Raw genomic sequence first — 15,329 nt, 5'->3', positions numbered from 1 at the left:
GGTGTGAAACCCTTAGAGGAGTGGGCTCCTCGGACTAAACGACCAGTTCAGGTCGCGCGTGCAAAATTTCCTTCGCGATACAGTCCTCTATAGTTCCTGCTATAGAAAGATTCCCGCCGGGCGCGTTTTATACTGAGCGATCGCACGGCTGGTTGAGGTGGAAGGAAACGCGAAAGAACAGATCGCTAAGTATTACCAATGGCTAGCAAAGCAGCTAGGCGCGAATGGTTTAACGATGCCAATAGTTGCATTTGGGATGGCACCAGAAGCAGACTCTTGGCTGTACGGAGAGAGTGCAACACCTTTGTGCAAAGATAGCTAACGGTTCTGGTCAGAGGTTGTTGGGATCTCTGCATCTCACCTAAGCAGATTCAGGCAATCCGCTGCACCAGAATGTTATATTTCTTTTGATGCGATCGCCTGAACTACTGCGCCAATGCCCGTGTGATAAATACCTTCTACTACATCACGCTCAAGCTCAATTAGATGCTTAAACTTTAAGCCAGCTAACTCAAGGCTTAAAGATTCTTTAGATTGCATCACATCTACTGAATTTCCGCCACCAGTACCATGCTTCAACTGATCGGGTGTATAAGCCTCAAGCATAAAAACACCGTTTCGCTTTAACGCTGCTTCAACTTTTTTATGAAGTTGTTTTCTTATTGAAGAGGGCAATGGACAAAATATAGATACAATTCCGTCCCATTTATTTTCGCCTAAATCATACTCTGCTAAGTCAGTCAGTATGAATAAACTCAACAATCACCCCATTATCTTCGGCCAGCTTTCTGGCCTTATTCAAGGCAACTAAAGAGGCATCTAGAGCGGTTACAGAATAACCCTGTTTGGTAAGGAAAACGGCATTCCGCCCTTCTCCTTCGGCCAAGCTCAGAACTTTACCTTTTGGAATACTGCTGACGTTTGCTTCCAAAAATTTGTTCGGGTTTGTGCCATATGCGTACTCTTCGGCACTGTATCTTTCATCCCACATCTGTTTTCTCCAATTGTTGCTGTTGGCACATTTGATGCCAAAAAAATATAGCTATGTATTCCACCGCAGATATGCTGGATAATACCTTTAGCTTCGGTGGATTATCCATCATATCTGTTGGACAATATCCTAGTTTTAAGGAATTAAACAGAAACTTTGCAGCTTAAGTCCGGGTTCTTGGGTGTTATCCATCGCTTCTGATAGTTAATCCTGGAAATCAGGGGTGTTATTTGTCACTTTTGCTGATAATATCCTCTCTATCGGTCTTATCCAGCATTAACCTAATGTCGCAATCTACCGCTCCGATGCAGCTTTACCGCTTGCTTGAGGCGGAGCCTTCGCATAGCAGGAACGAGTGCGATCGCCCCTCGCTGTAGGTTGGGTTGAGTCTGTCACGTCCTTGCTTGTGAGTCAGCAGGTAACGCGAAACCAAACAAATGGCGATCGCGCGTCGTGTAGCGATCGCCACGGGTAAGGGTATTCCGCTAGTTCCCTGAGTGGACAAGTCAAATAAAAAGGTTATTCCTCATCACCCCTCTGGCAACTAATACTTGTAAAATAGGTTGTACACGAACGGCAAAACCACCACCTTGTAGCTTTTGTATCCCATTGCATAGTACCTGTACCTTTCTCTTCTCCTTTAAGAAAGTCCTTTTTGTATGTTAAGGCTCGGTCATATTCTTTATATCGACAAAATCTCTCGGCTCCTATTTTTTCCGCAGCGGGATCTGTCCCATCTTCTCCTTTCAAGACCGTGCCCACTAGAATACCGTCTATCTGAGGCTTGTAAAACACCTTCTTCCCTTCATCGTCTTGAGCAATAGCTACAAAAGTCATCATCACCATCCCAGCTACTGTAGCACTAGAAAATAAAATCCAATTTCTGTTAATCATTTAAGTTCTCTCCTGAGATTTTTTGGCTTTTTCCTTCAAACTTTAATTCTAACATTAAATTAATAGTCCGGACAGTTTTTAGATAAACGCCTGAAACCGTCATTTTATCGTTGGCGATGCCTTCGGCTGGCTACCAGGGTAAGAGCGTCTCAATCATGCTTGACAAAAGGAATCCGAAGAATCTAATATCTGGTCAAGAAAACAAGAACTGATAATTTGAATCAGATAATCATTATCCATAGCTGCCCGTTTCATTTTTTGTCGAAGACTACGTTTGTAAGTATGTTCGCAGTTGAGGGCATTCAGCGCAATACGTCGCAGGACAGCCAAATTCCGGGGACTGTGGAAAGAGCGAATCCGGCAAGCATCTTCTGCAAAGGTACAATCTAAAGTCCAATGAGCCTGATTTTCAATCCCCCAATGTTTGCGGATGGCTCGACCCAAAAGTTGGGCATCACTATCTAAAGAAGTTAGATAGAATTGCACTTCCCGAGTAGTTTTGTTCCAAAGATGACGCACTCGAACCACCATGACCACACTTTTTAATCCCGCCCATAATCGCGGTTGGTAAAGCTCACCAATGACCGTAATTGGCACCGACCAAACTTGACGGATTTCTCGCCGATGATGACCGGACTCAATCCGTTGCTCATCACTGACATCAATCCCGGAAAATTGCTGTGCCGAAGCTCTCTCAAACCATTCTTTAACCTGATGATGGAGAGTGGGATGATTAGCTTTAAGTGTCAGGACATAATTTCCTTTTTTTTCAATAATCTTTTGAGCAATTTCAGTTTGAGTCCCCATAGCATCAATAGTAATGATAGAATCAGTGATGTCTAGCAACTCTAATAATGCCGGAATAGCCGTGATCTCATTCGATTTATCATCCACTTTCATTTGCGCCAAAACAAGACGTTGTTCAGAAGACCAAGCAGTAATAACATGAAGTGCCGATTTGCCTTGATTGCGGTCATAAGAACCTCTAATTGTCTTACCATCAATGGGAATAATTTCTCCTCCTGTCTTAGTGACGAGAGTTTCTACCCATCGTCCAAAGCATCGATTTAATGCTTCTGGGTCAAGGAACTCAAATACTCGACGAAAAGTGTCATCGGAAGGGATGCCATAAGGTAATGCCAAAAACTCTTCTAACAACTTTTTTTTACTAATGCCATAATTCTCGATGTCTTCCCACCCTTGCGCTCCGGCGATGATAGCGAAAATTGCGATTGCTAGGATATCGGTGAGTTGATGTTTCTTAGTTCGCTCGACTCTGGGGTCTTTAATATCTGCAAAATGTGCTAATAAACGGGCGTTGAATATCTTGAATCTCTGCTACTTCCGGGAGCGGTAGTTGAGGAAGAGAGCTTTTTTTGCCAGAGGTAGATTTAATTTCAAAACCCTGAGACATAAAATGTATTCCTAAATATTTTATTGGGTGGCATTGTTGTCATCTCACTTATTTGACTCATTGTCAAGTACAATTTATACCAAATTAGATGAGCTTACCCTGTTCACTACTACTGCTCCTGCCCATAATTCAGGACACAAAAATTTATCAATGAATACGGCTAATGCTGCTCGATCCATTAAATCATTTATTGTCATTACTACCCGCATTTGGTTGATACTAATTGCACCTATAGCTGTAATCTTTGCGACTCGATAAAATGGTTTTAATAAGGATACTCTTGTCCCCGGTTGCCAACACGGGCATGAGTTCTGGTCAAACGAGCGTAGAATCCCAGTTTCATCCAAAAATACCAGGTTGTCTGGCTCAATATGTTTGAGCGTTTCCCAATATTCTACTCTTAATTTCTGGACTATTTCTGTTGCGCCTTGGCTACTATACAAGGTTTTTTTTACGATTTAATCCTAACTTTTGCAAATACCGACACATGGCCGTTCTGCTCACCCAATTTCCAGTCTGATGAGCAAATAATTCACACAACTCTACCCAAGTGGCATCTGGATGCTCTGCCACCAGTGCTTTGACGAATGGTTCGGCATTTGTCAGATGAGTCAATTGCGGTTGGCCTCTCTGTTTCGGCTGTAAATTACCCTCGGTTGTTTGAAGATTCACCAGTTTTTGGACTAAACTTTTACTGACCCCAAATCTAGTAGCTACTTTCCTCGCTTGACATCTTTTTTGCCAAATGAGCCTTCACTATTTTTTGCCGGAGATCGAGAGAATACGCTTGCATTAGGTTTGACTACAACAATGATATTTTAGTGTACCTCATGACAGCGGAAACCGCTGTATCTCACATCTTGCACCCTTCTCAATAACACGCTTTCGGGCCTGTTCCACAAAGAAGGAATTTTATTGTGGAACAACCTTTATGGGCCGTTCCCAAATAGGTAATTGAGAAGGGGGCAACATCTCATTTATATTGGATTTTTACCCAAATTAAATAACCTTATGTTCTTCGCTAGCTTTTTACGAATTTATAAGTGCGATAGTTTGCCGAGTCTCGCTCGATCGCCTCGCAGCATCTGCCACCTTCAAAGCGTACAAGCTACTAGCCTTATCCACGTACAAAGGCGTACCGTTTGACAAATATTCCAACACCATATCGGTGTCTTTGGCAAACAAACCACGTCGCGTTCCTACTTTGAGGTTGCGCCGATTTTCTCCCTGAATTAATTGACCGGATTCGGGAGTAAAAACCAGCGTTCCTGCTTCTCCGTAGATGGTGAAAATGTTTTCAGACTGCCAAAAAGTCTCTCCTTTTCCATAAACAGCTTCAGCGACAAGGCCATTGGCAAAGCGCAACTGTGCATTGCACAAACAAGCTTTGTAGAAATCCGGCTGACTGTCCCAAAATTGAGCTTGACAGTTAACGCTTGCCACTTCCCCGAACAAATCAGTAAATCGGTGCAGTCGCGAAATTGCACCCACTAACGGAAATCCAAAGAGGGAATGTTGATAAGTCCACCGCTGCGGCGCTGGATGTTGAGGAGTAATAGTAATGTAGCGGGCGTAAAAAACTTTACCGACTAATGGCAAAGATTCTTTGATTGCTTGGTGCAAACCGCCTAACAGTTCGATGTGTTCGATGTGGAGGAGTTTTTGCTTTTGGGCGGCAAGTTCGATCGCCCTTTCGGCTTCAGATACGTCTAAAGATAGAGGATATTCCACCACAACGTGCTTGTCATTTTCGAGCGCGGCCAGGACGATCGCCCCGTGATCCTGGTTCACCGTACAGACAATCACCAAATCCAAATCGTCTCTTTCTACTAGCTTGCGCCAGGAAACCGCAGCTTCTGCCCCGAACCCTTGACAAAATTCTGCGGTTTTATCCGGGGAGTGGCCCGCAACTGCTACCAAGTTCGATCGCCCATCAGCTTGAATTGTCTCAGCCCTCAACTTAGCCGCAAAACCAGTACCCACAATCCCCACGCGAATTGGAGAATTAACCGAAAAACCAAAGCGAGTATCAATATTAGTCATGGGATTTGAGATTTAAGATTTTAGATAGTTAAAGACTTGCGGTGCAGGGCTTTAGGGTTCTATCGCCCCGATTTTAAGCTGTGGTTGTGGTGCGATTTATTCGATCGAGCCCTCAACACCCAAGTCTTGATGCGATCTAACTATACATTTCAACGCCGGCAGGGACTTGCCTTGCAGCCAGTCTTGCTGAAACTCGATCGACACACCGCATACCAACAACCCTGTTTTTGTGCTGTAGGGCTCAAAACAGGATTTTTCCTAGAAACCGGATTATTTAGCGCAAGTCTTGCGGCAACAGTATCACAAGGCTGAACCCAACATAGGTATAAGTAATAAAGATGAAATTAGAAAAAGTTATAACTAATCCCATTCAAATTTTTTGTAAATAAGTGTTGCAACCTTGCTTCTTTCCCCTACTATCATAGAGGGAACAAACCTAAGAGCTAACCTCAAAGCTAATAGAGCCTTGAAGGTTGCATTAGGAAAAATTATCAATCTTGTTGAATTTTTGAGAGGATTTAGTGCATGGCAACTTACAAAGTTACCCTCATCAGCGAAGCCGAAGGAATTAACCAGACCATTGACGTTGATGACGATACTTACATTCTTGATGCTGCAGAAGAAGCAGGACTCGACCTTCCCTACTCTTGCCGCGCTGGAGCTTGCTCCACCTGCGCCGGCAAAATCACAGCAGGCAAAGTTGACCAATCCGACCAATCTTTCTTAGATGACGACCAACTCGAGGCCGGATTTGTCCTCACCTGCGTCGCCTATCCCCAGTCTGACTGTACGATCGAAACTCACAAAGAAGAAGAGCTGTACTAAAAAAGGACGCTCCGCGCGATACCTTAAGAAACCTGGTTTCTCGTTTCCAGGGTTAAGCTGAAATACGGCAATTATGTTAAGAAACCGGGTTTCTGTGTCTAAGACTGAAACAATCCCCCAGGAGCAATTACTAGGATGATATTTTCCTAGACTTTTACTTAATACTCATGACAATTGGTGTAGACTGAAGTAGCCTGCATAACACCATCAGTAATGATGACTTGGACTTTCTCTCACTTCTCTCAAGCTTTGGCGTGAGAGCATCTCTGTAATCCTTGCGGTTCGAGGTTGGTCAAAACCAGTGAAGAATACACCTCCTTGATTTGTGCAAAATACGGTTAGAGCCATAAAAGTTAGGTGGATCTAAACTTTTTAAAGGCCCCAACTGTGGTTAGAAAACACCCCGTTTGAGTAGCGCTTTAGGGATTTTCCTTAAAGCTTTGTGGGATACCACCATACTCTGGGACCTGTCTGACGAGTGTGCTATATTTGGATTCTCTCAGGTTGTCGGAGATTGTCTGGATTAAAAGTATCAGTCTGTCACTCCCAGCTAGAAATTCGTAACTCTTTGAGCAGATAGCTGACCAAATAATTTTAGATTTTAGATGGCAGATTTTAGATTAACTGTGAAACCAATCTAGAATCCCAAGTCTAAAATCTAAAATTTTTACGACTGATATTTAGTCTCGCGTTGCGCGGACTTTTTTTGTGTATTGCCGATGATTTAAATCGCCGACTTGAGTATGTATAAGTAATCAAGATGAAATTAGAAAAAGTTATAACTAATCCCATTCAAATTTTTTGTAAATGAGTGTGTCAACATCCCTTCTATCCCCTACTATCATAGAGGGAACGAACCTAATACCTAACCTCAAAGCTAATAGAGCCTTGAAGGTTGCATTAGGAAAAATTATCAATCTTGTTGAATTTTTGAGAGGATTTAGTGCATGGCAACTTACAAAGTTACCCTCATCAGCGAAGCCGAAGGAATTAACCAGACCATTGACGTTGATGACGATACTTACATTCTTGATGCTGCAGAAGAAGCAGGACTCGACCTCCCCTACTCTTGCCGCGCTGGAGCTTGCTCCACCTGCGCCGGCAAAATCACCAAAGGCGAAATTGACCAATCCGACCAATCTTTCTTGGACGACGACCAAATCGAGGCCGGATTTGTCCTCACCTGCGTCGCCTATCCCAAGTCTGACTGTACGATCGAAACTCACCAAGAAGAATCGCTCTACTAAGAAAGGACGCTCTGCGTGATACCCTAAGAAACCCGGTTTCTGGTTTCCCAAATTAAGCGGAAATAGCGCAATTACTTTATGAAACCGGGTTTCTGTGTCTAACACTGCAACAAAACCGCCAGCAGTCTGCCACTCCCAGCTAGGAATTCCTAGCTGTTTGAGCAGATAGCTGACCAAATAATTTTAGATTTTAGATGGCCGATTTTAGATTAACTGTGAAACCAATCTAGAATCCAAAGTCTAAAATCTAAAAGTTTAACGGCTGATATTTAGTCCGCAAAGGCGGGCTTTGTTTGTGTAGTGGCGATGATTTAAATCGCCGAGTCTTAGGCCGACTTCGATCGACTATTCGCGCCAAAATGTAATGTTATCGCTGAGCGGTACAACTTGAGCGCCGGGAAAATAAAAGCCCAGAATTTGAGATCCATTCCAGCCCAAATTAGCCAAATTGTAAGAACCAGTCTGACTCATTCCCACCCCGTGCCCGAAACCGCCTCCGACAAAAGCATAACCATTGAGAGTTTTGTCTGGATTGTAAATTGGTTCTAGGTAAAAAAGCGTGCTAATCGGCGGGTAAAAAGCATTGCGAATCTCGTCTTTGTCGATATCAATCGGGCCCAAGTCAGTTTGAACCTTCATTTTCAAAACTCGACCTGCGGGCGACCTTTCCACCACTTCCACCTGAGTGACAGTTTTCAAATTAGCCAGCGGGTGCTGTTTCTTCTGAAGATACTGTTTGAGAAATCCACCAATCGCTGTCAAAGAAGCTGGTTCGCGCCACCGAAAAGTGTCTTCTTTTTCCTCATTAAACCCTTTTTCCAAACTGATAAAGCGGCGGAAATTGTTTTCGTCAGACAAACTCTGCTTGGACAAATCCCAGACATTATTAGGCGAATCGACGATCGATCGCAAATATGGACGTTCCGCGCCCTGCCACACATCGTTAAAAGAGGCTGTCACGCCGCCGCTAGAGGCGGAATAAAGCGCGTCTACTAGCTGATTTTCGTAAGTTAGCACCAAACCGCTCGTTTGGGCGATCGCCTTATCACTTTGCGGGTAAACCTCCGTCAAACCCTTATAAACTTGACAGTTAACATCAGCGCACAACTCATAATTATCCACAGCAAACCGGCGCAGATTTCTCAGGGCGTAGGTTCTCGCTAAAATAGTTTGAGCGACAATCGCAGCGTAAGGCGCAAAAGCCCCAATTTCGTGAGGAACAACACCCCGCAAATAAGTTTCCGTCAGCACTTTATTTACCAAAGTATAAGTGCCGTAAGCATTTTTTTGCAGGTGCAAACTGCCGCCATAACGGTGAGTTTGTTGAATTGCTTTTTCGGGTTCAATAGCTGTCGCCTCTTGGGTGGTTTGTTCCAATACCTCAATCACATTTTTCCCCGCCGTGACATCCAACTCATTGCGGTTGAAACGAAAGCCGTTTAAAACCCAAAATGCCTGGGGTATTTGTTTTAAAACTTTGGAATCCAAAAAAGCTGTTGTGTTCCCTTGAGCTTGCAAACTTTGCAACAGCCAGCGCCGCACCAAAGGAGAGTTGTAAGTATCTCTTTTCGCCCAAACTTGCCAGCGAAAAGGTTGAGCAATTTCTACATCAATTCCCTGGGCGCGCCACTGATTGGCGCTATCTTCTGCACTCTCGAAACTGCGGTGGGAGCTCAGAACAACTCGTTCTTCTACTAATGGCGCTTCCAGCGGTTTCGGGGCTATTTCTAACTTGATGCTGGCAGCAGTTTTGGTTTCTATGCCTTGAGGAGTTTTGTAACTCAATGTTAAGCTGTCGCCCGGTAATGCTTTCAGCGTTAGTTTGTCGGTTGCTTTGGTGCCAAACCGCTGCACCACGCCGATTTTGATGGGTCTATTTTGGGGAGTTTGGGCGTATCCCGCAGCGCTGAAAAGAGGCAACAGGCACAATGCGGTGAAAACAGTCCTAGATATGCAGCTAAACCATTTGTAATTGGGAGTTGGAGGTGCTTGAGCGGACACAGTTATCTATCTCCCGATAGTTGAAATTTGGGGATTTTTGATTGTACGTTAGCACATTTGGCGGCTGCTATAGGGGAATTGCGGAAGATAGGCCAATACGCTTGAGCTAGCCGTAGGGTGTGTCGCCTGCGATAAATCCCTAAAAAAAAGCGACAATCTCGCAGCGACGCACCTTGCAAAATAGTTGTGCTCTCAGAAACCGGGTTTCTTCGTAGATTTCTGGCTACTAAACACAAAATTTCGTAGAAACCCGGTTTCTAGCCTCCCATGAAAATAGTTGTGTCTTCAGAAACCGGGTTTCCTCGTAGATTTCTCGCTACTAAACGCAAAATTTCGTAGAAACCCGGTTTCTAGCCTCCCACGAGAAGCCCTGAAACTATCCAACCTTTAGGAACTGGTTTTTCACATACTCCATCAATACAGGCTGGAGTGTGAAAAGCGTTTTCTCACCTTGTTTCACTTTTTCAATTAATAAACGCCGTCCCAAGGATTGCACAGCTTGTAATAAGGCTGATGGGGATAATTCGAGATTGGCTGAAATTTTTGATATTTCAACTGGTTCGACTTCACTAGCTAACCAGGATATCACTTGTTTTTCTGAGTCAAATAGGCGATCGCACTGCTGGTGCAGCAGAGATTCTAAATCACCTAAAAATAGGGTATCATAGGACAGGAATTCGGAAACGCTGCCGCCGAATAAATCTTGAATCATAGTTGCAACTATATTTAACCATAAGGGATTGCCTCGGTAAAGGTCAATCAGTTGTGACCATTTCTCCTCTTCTGCTAATCTTTTTTCTCTGAATATTTCCCCTGCTTCCGGGCCCAAACCGTTGAGTTGCAGCGATTTACATGGGCGGTTTTCGCCTTCTAGGGGGGCAATTTCTCTGGGTTTTTCCCAACTGAGTAAAATTAGGCAACTGTTGTGGGATGATTCGGCTAGTTGTTTGAAGAATATGCCGTAATTTTCATAGCCTGGTTGGTAGTGGCCTGCGAGTTGTCGAGGAGTGAAAATCGTTTGTACGTCATCGAGGATTAGGAGACAGCGGGATGAACGCAAATGCTCAAGTAGGGGCAATCCCCCTGTGGTTGCCCTTTCTTCGGCGGCGGGGGCGGGCACGGGGGCACCGCCCCTACAAAGGAATTGAATTAGGTTTGTTTGCAGGGTTTGCAGGGGTGGATAATTGCGGAGGCTGCGGTAAATAATATAATCGAATTCGTGTTTAATTTCTGGGATTAGTTGGAGAGTTAGGGCGGTTTTGCCAATGCCGGATAAGCCGTATATGGTGATGAGGCGGGTGCGGTTTTCCAAAATCCACTGTTTGAGGGTGGTGAGTTCGGATGTGCGGTTATAGAATAGGTTGGGTTCTGGCGCGTCGCCTAAGTCCAATCGCTGTTTGGGCTGAGTTTTCCTAGAGGTTTCCTGATTTTGCTTTTCTATGTTTGGGGTTTCTAAGGATTCAGGATTGTTTCCACATACCTTGAACTTGCCAACTTGTGCATTGTCGCCAAAATGTGATGAAACTATGGACAATTGCCATCGTTCCACTGTGTATCGAAAATTAGATTGATTGATATCTTCGCCTAATGTTTCTGATAAAAGCTTCCATAATTTTGATGCCACCTTTTTGACATGAGCTTCGCTACGGTAGCAAGTTTTGGCAATTTCCGGGTATTTCTGACGTTGCCAAGTACCGCGCAAGATACCTTCTTGTAAATGATTGAGGTGTTTTCCGGTCTTAGCGAATACGATGTCGTCAGCCAGTTTTAAGACTTCTTGAACATCCATAGGTCGAGTCGGGGTTGTGATTTTGCCTATTTTATCCTACTGTTTGATACTTTGGCAACTAAATCCTACTTTATTCAATATAGTTTACGGAAAAAATGGCTACTAAATCCGGCTCTTTGCTAATGACGATAATGAAATGAGATGATATTCTATAACTAACTATTAAAAACCGCCAGAAAAATTACCCTAAAGCTTACTTTTTTAACTTACCAGGAGTAACAACAGTAATATGGGAAAACAATATGGGAAAACTTAAGTCATCGTCCGAAGATTCTAATGAGACTATTTCAAAAGTTCTTTCTGGAATCTGGAAGGTAGTTTTGTTTATAGTAAAGTGGTCATTTATAATCGCGTTTTGGGTATTCTGTGGAGTCTTTGTACTTTTTTTGTCAGGACTTGGGGTTAAACTTCCAGACTTTAATTTTGATCGAAGACCAGGACAAAACGGAAAATTTGATCCGGATAAATATAAAAACCAATTCAGAAATCTTACACTTCAAGAACTGCTCAATGAATTTGGCGAACAATTGGAGCAACTGGAACAACGAGGTCAATTGAAATCTAAACAGCAAGAAGTTGTCCGTAAGATTCGTAAATTTGACCGTTCAAAGTATGACAAGCGTATCCGAAATCTTTTTAATGATAATGAGATAGAGGAACTTTTACTGTTGATTTTGGCGTTACTTGGAGTAGAGGTGGCTTAATGTCAGCAAAAAAATACTTTGAGAAGATCACGATTAAATCTCACTCGCCACTGGTGAAGTATTTAAATATTCAGCCAGGAGATTATTGGGGGCAGTTTGATCCGTCAGTGGGAAAGCTGCTTCTAAAAAATAAAAAGGCAACGAAGAATGGCGAAATCCTTGAGCTAAATGTTACGCTAGAACAGCTACTAGCTATACTTACGATGGCTGCACGAGTTCAATCAGACAAATTTACTCCACAAGATATAGCAACTATGACTGAAGTCGCTAGAAAATCTACGTTTTCTAGTAAACAAAAAGGATTTATCGCGCACCACGTTATACCAATTGACGTATGGAAACATAGTAATTTGACACTTTGTGCAAGAAGAAGATGCGGTTTTGATGAAAACAAACCCATTAACCGTTTGCTCGTGCCAGTTCACTTCCATAAAGGGAGTCATCCAGATTACTCCAACTTGGTACTGGACATTCTTGAAGAGGAATGGTATGACAAGATTGTGGGAAATGGTTTAGAATATGATTGTGAGGCTATTAAAGAGCTTTTGAACGACGTTATTGCTTATCTCAAAGAGAAAATAAATGAATGGATAGCAACCGGGATTTGCTCAATCAATGATGTGTAATTTAAAAGGTTGAGCGATCGCCCTTCATCTGCCAACTTGTGAAAAGGGCGATCGCCCTTTCAACATCAACTATTCAAACTAACTCTGACCCTCTCAGCCGCCCTTCTACGGGTTCATACTCATCCTCTAAAAGCCAATACTGCGCCTCATCATAACTCTGACTAGAAAACACAACTTTATAACCCTCCGCCGGATCGTATATCCGACAATTTCCCTCAGCGTCACTTAGTAACAAAAGCAGATAAGGCGGTGAAATATTTGGATCGATCCATACCTCTGTAAATTCCCAGTTATTCTTCACTTGGTCGGCTTCGAGGTGTAACGTGGTATCGGTTTTCTGCATCAACTTTTATCTCTCCATAATAAAGTAAAAGACGGCTACCATCCGGGTCAACTCTATAACCAATTGATTCAACAAAAAACATACCATAACGATCGTAGCCCCGAATCGTACCTGTAAAGTCTCCATCTTCTATTATGGCTTGAGCTACCTGATTCATAGTAGCCTCATCGTTAAAAATATGAGCAGCACGTCCTTTATTAAGCAGTCTTCTCATTTGTGGCGTGTCTGGGAAGTGTTTAGCAATGTGCCTGCTGTTAAGGGTGATTTGGCGATTAATTCCACTCATTAATTAATTGCTAAGCTGTTGTGCATTTAAATTGAATGTCAAAAAATAATCTAAGTCTTGTGGGGTGGGCCTAAGAGCCCGCCCTGAATATGCAATTTAAATGCGTGACAGCTTAAGCATACAAGTATCATTAAATCACGCGATCGCCCTTAAATCCCAATTTGTCAAAAAGTGCGATCGCCCCTGGCCTGTGTTTTTCAAAAAAGCACTGCTTACTGATAAAGATTATGATTCGGATCTAACCAAACAATATAAAATACATCCTCAATAAAAAAACCCTGCACTCGACCGTGTTCGTTCGTTGAAAGAGAAAACTGATAAGGAATCGTTACTAATTCTTTTTCGTTCGGAATCCCAAACCCATTGGGTTCAGTTGTTTCTCGCCACTTAATCGGATGACAGCGAAGAGATTGACTGCGATTCATCTCGATCTCTTGTGCGGTTAATGTGGATAAATCGCGCAGTCTTTCCAAAAAAGCGGTAAAATAATTCGGAGCGCGATCGCGAATTGAGAATTTTTCATTCTGAGTTAGCTATTTGGTAAGGTGCGTCGCTATTAGATTGTCGCTATTAGTTGAGGGATTGTCGATCGCGACACACCCTACAACTTAATTTTGGGTAATTGAACGGAAACGATATCAATTACTTGCTTGCTGTTTCCAATATTGGTAGGCGGCATAGGCCAAGGTGACAACGCCGGTGACGATCGCAGATTCATCGACCTCAAATTGCGGGTGATGGAGGGGATAGTTCGGTTTGTCAGTCAGTCCCACTCCTAAGCGAAACATGGTTCCCGGTGCGTGTTCTAAGTACATCGAAAAATCTTCCGCGCCGAGGGATGGTTCTGGTAAAATCTGGACGCGCGATCGACCTAAAGCTTCTAAAGCAGCAGTTTCGACTAATTGCGTGAGTTTTGGGTCGTTTTGGACTCCCGGCACGCCGCGCTTGTAGGTGAGTTCGTACTTAGCGCCGTAAGTCCCGCAAACGCTAGAAACAATTTGTTCGATCCAAGCCGGCAGGTTTTCGTGGGTTTCCGGATGTAGCGATCGCACGGTTCCCAATAATTTTACTCGATCGGCAATCACGTTCGGCGCTCGTCCGCCGTTAATTTGCCCGATCGTCAAAACCAGTGGCCTCAAAGGATTTTGCGTGCGGCTAATTGCCTGCTGCAAGGTGGTAATTATCTGAGAAGCAATCCAAATTGCGTCGATCGCCTCGTGGGGACGCGCACCGTGGCCGGATTCGCCCATCACAATCAATTCTATGTCATCTGCCGCCGCCGTCAGTGCCCCGTGGCGGATACCGACGCAACCGCCGGGAATCGTCGGGAAAACGTGCACTCCGAGGATGCCGTCAACATCTTGCATCGCCCCATCTTTAATCATCCATTGAGCACCTTGGGCTATCTCTTCCGCCGGCTGAAACAAGAAGCGGACGTGACCGGGCAATTTTTCCCCTAGCTGAGACAATATCATGGCTGCGCCCAAACCGACGGTGGTGTGGATGTCGTGGCCGCAGGCGTGCATGACTCCCTCGTTGCGGGAGGCAAATTCTAAGTTTGTGCGTTCTTGAATCGGCAAAGCGTCCATATCGGTGCGAATTGCCAGCCAGCGGGACTCGCTGCTGTTGCCTTTGAGTTCGCCGAGCACTCCTGTTTTGCCGATTCCTTCGATGGCGTGAACTCCGCTGGAAGCGAGAACTCCGGCTACGTAGGCGGCGGTTTGATATTCTTGACCGCTGAGTTCGGGGTGGGAGTGGATGTGGCGGCGAATTTCGATTAAGCGGGGTGCTAGGGTGGCGGCTAATTCTTGGATGCGGGGAAGCATGAATTTAGTTGGGGAGTGCGGTACAAGTTGTAGTCAACTAGGTTAACGCATATGTTTGGGGGTGAACAGGGTTATAAGGCGCAAATGTGCGATCGGGCTTTTGGATGGCAATGCTATTTCGTTTGTGAATAGGATTTTTTTTTTACCGCAGAGGGCGCAGAGGACGCAGAGAAAAGAGAGAAAAGAGAGTTAGGTTGAAACCAGGAATAAACGTCTAGATTCTAGGTTCAAAGGCTGATTTTTAGTTGATAATATCATGTCCGGTGTGCGATTCGTTTAACCTAAATGGGTAGGTTCTCCTATCCAGGGACGGTTAGCCTGACTCCGAGGAGTTAGTGAT

The 15,329-nt window shown here is 44.0% G+C and carries 17 protein-coding genes and 1 pseudogene; 5 read left to right on the top strand and 13 right to left on the bottom strand.

Annotated elements, in window-relative coordinates; translation table 11 throughout:
* The first annotated feature begins 157 nt into the window (after positions 1–157).
* Complete coding sequence (locus tag QUB04_RS31435) at positions 158–322, top strand: hypothetical protein (protein ID WP_333290589.1); 165 nt, start codon at positions 158–160, stop codon at positions 320–322.
* Between the two features lie 74 nt (positions 323–396).
* On the opposite strand, the gene QUB04_RS31430 is transcribed toward QUB04_RS31435, so the two are convergent.
* The 7 genes and pseudogenes from QUB04_RS31430 to QUB04_RS31400 all read right to left on the bottom strand — a co-directional run bounded on the left by QUB04_RS31430 (position 397) and on the right by QUB04_RS31400 (position 5,342).
* The gene (locus QUB04_RS31430; RefSeq protein ID WP_333290588.1) at positions 397–759 is read right to left on the bottom strand and encodes a hypothetical protein; all 363 of its coding nucleotides are present in this window, start codon (positions 757–759) and stop codon (positions 397–399) included.
* Positions 737–991 (bottom strand): methyltransferase domain-containing protein, encoded by a 255-nt coding sequence (locus QUB04_RS31425; RefSeq protein ID WP_333290587.1) that lies wholly within the window; start codon positions 989–991, stop codon positions 737–739. Before QUB04_RS31425 ends, QUB04_RS31430 begins: the two co-directional genes overlap by 23 nt.
* A gap of 313 nt (positions 992–1,304) precedes the next feature.
* A complete protein-coding gene (locus tag QUB04_RS31420; RefSeq protein ID WP_333206127.1) occupies positions 1,305–1,496 on the bottom strand; it encodes a hypothetical protein in 192 nt (63 codons plus the stop codon).
* 14 nt (positions 1,497–1,510) lie between these two features.
* The gene (locus QUB04_RS31415; protein WP_333290586.1) at positions 1,511–1,885 is read right to left on the bottom strand and encodes a hypothetical protein; all 375 of its coding nucleotides are present in this window, start codon (positions 1,883–1,885) and stop codon (positions 1,511–1,513) included.
* 153 nt (positions 1,886–2,038) lie between these two features.
* Positions 2,039–3,299: pseudogene (locus tag QUB04_RS31410) on the bottom strand (ISAs1 family transposase).
* 435 nt (positions 3,300–3,734) lie between these two features.
* Positions 3,735–3,971, bottom strand: coding sequence for a hypothetical protein (locus QUB04_RS31405; protein ID WP_333290585.1), 237 nt, complete (start codon positions 3,969–3,971; stop codon positions 3,735–3,737).
* A 357-nt stretch (positions 3,972–4,328) separates the two neighbouring features.
* Positions 4,329–5,342, bottom strand: a complete 1,014-nt coding sequence (locus tag QUB04_RS31400; RefSeq protein WP_333290584.1) for a Gfo/Idh/MocA family oxidoreductase — start codon at positions 5,340–5,342, stop codon at positions 4,329–4,331.
* 525 nt (positions 5,343–5,867) lie between these two features.
* Here QUB04_RS31400 and QUB04_RS31395 point away from each other — a divergent pair.
* Together QUB04_RS31395 and QUB04_RS31390 are read left to right on the top strand one after the other, a co-directional pair.
* On the top strand, positions 5,868–6,167 hold the full coding sequence (locus QUB04_RS31395) for a ferredoxin (protein WP_333109642.1): 300 nt from the start codon (positions 5,868–5,870) through the stop codon (positions 6,165–6,167).
* A 947-nt stretch (positions 6,168–7,114) separates the two neighbouring features.
* The gene (locus QUB04_RS31390) at positions 7,115–7,414 is read left to right on the top strand and encodes a ferredoxin (protein ID WP_106149950.1); all 300 of its coding nucleotides are present in this window, start codon (positions 7,115–7,117) and stop codon (positions 7,412–7,414) included.
* Positions 7,415–7,759: 345 nt separating this feature from the next.
* Here the strand turns inward: QUB04_RS31390 and QUB04_RS31385 are convergent, their stop codons facing one another.
* Entirely contained in the window at positions 7,760–9,415 is a 1,656-nt protein-coding gene (locus QUB04_RS31385; RefSeq protein ID WP_333290583.1) for a SpoIID/LytB domain-containing protein, read from the bottom strand.
* Between the two features lie 376 nt (positions 9,416–9,791).
* Positions 9,792–11,204 (bottom strand): ATP-binding protein, encoded by a 1,413-nt coding sequence (locus tag QUB04_RS31380; protein ID WP_333290582.1) that lies wholly within the window; start codon positions 11,202–11,204, stop codon positions 9,792–9,794.
* A 242-nt stretch (positions 11,205–11,446) separates the two neighbouring features.
* Between QUB04_RS31380 and QUB04_RS31375 the strand changes: the two genes are divergently transcribed.
* Complete coding sequence (locus QUB04_RS31375; RefSeq protein ID WP_333290581.1) at positions 11,447–11,908, top strand: hypothetical protein; 462 nt, start codon at positions 11,447–11,449, stop codon at positions 11,906–11,908.
* Positions 11,908–12,534 (top strand): AHH domain-containing protein, encoded by a 627-nt coding sequence (locus tag QUB04_RS31370; RefSeq protein WP_333290580.1) that lies wholly within the window; start codon positions 11,908–11,910, stop codon positions 12,532–12,534. Before QUB04_RS31375 ends, QUB04_RS31370 begins: the two co-directional genes overlap by 1 nt.
* A 73-nt stretch (positions 12,535–12,607) precedes the next feature.
* On the opposite strand, the gene QUB04_RS31365 is transcribed toward QUB04_RS31370, so the two are convergent.
* The 4 genes from QUB04_RS31365 to QUB04_RS31350 all read right to left on the bottom strand — a co-directional run bounded on the left by QUB04_RS31365 (position 12,608) and on the right by QUB04_RS31350 (position 14,989).
* On the bottom strand, positions 12,608–12,835 hold the full coding sequence (locus tag QUB04_RS31365) for a hypothetical protein (RefSeq protein ID WP_445300387.1): 228 nt from the start codon (positions 12,833–12,835) through the stop codon (positions 12,608–12,610).
* Positions 12,825–13,163: a DUF6972 family protein gene (locus QUB04_RS31360; RefSeq protein ID WP_333152035.1), complete on the bottom strand. Its 339-nt coding sequence runs from the start codon at positions 13,161–13,163 to the stop codon at positions 12,825–12,827. The genes QUB04_RS31365 and QUB04_RS31360 overlap by 11 nt, the downstream gene beginning before the upstream one ends.
* 212 nt (positions 13,164–13,375) lie before the next feature.
* Complete coding sequence (locus QUB04_RS31355) at positions 13,376–13,588, bottom strand: hypothetical protein (RefSeq protein ID WP_333152033.1); 213 nt, start codon at positions 13,586–13,588, stop codon at positions 13,376–13,378.
* 213 nt (positions 13,589–13,801) lie between these two features.
* On the bottom strand, positions 13,802–14,989 hold the full coding sequence (locus tag QUB04_RS31350; protein ID WP_333290579.1) for a M20 family metallopeptidase: 1,188 nt from the start codon (positions 14,987–14,989) through the stop codon (positions 13,802–13,804).
* Positions 14,990–15,329: the final 340 nt, after the last annotated feature.

Origin of the sequence: Microcoleus sp. D2_18a_B4 (genome assembly GCF_036702475.1) — a bacterium.
GTDB lineage: Bacteria > Cyanobacteriota > Cyanobacteriia > Cyanobacteriales > Microcoleaceae > Microcoleus.
The sequence above is the reverse complement of the archived record's forward strand: the minus strand, read 5'-3'. Positions and strand labels throughout refer to the sequence as shown.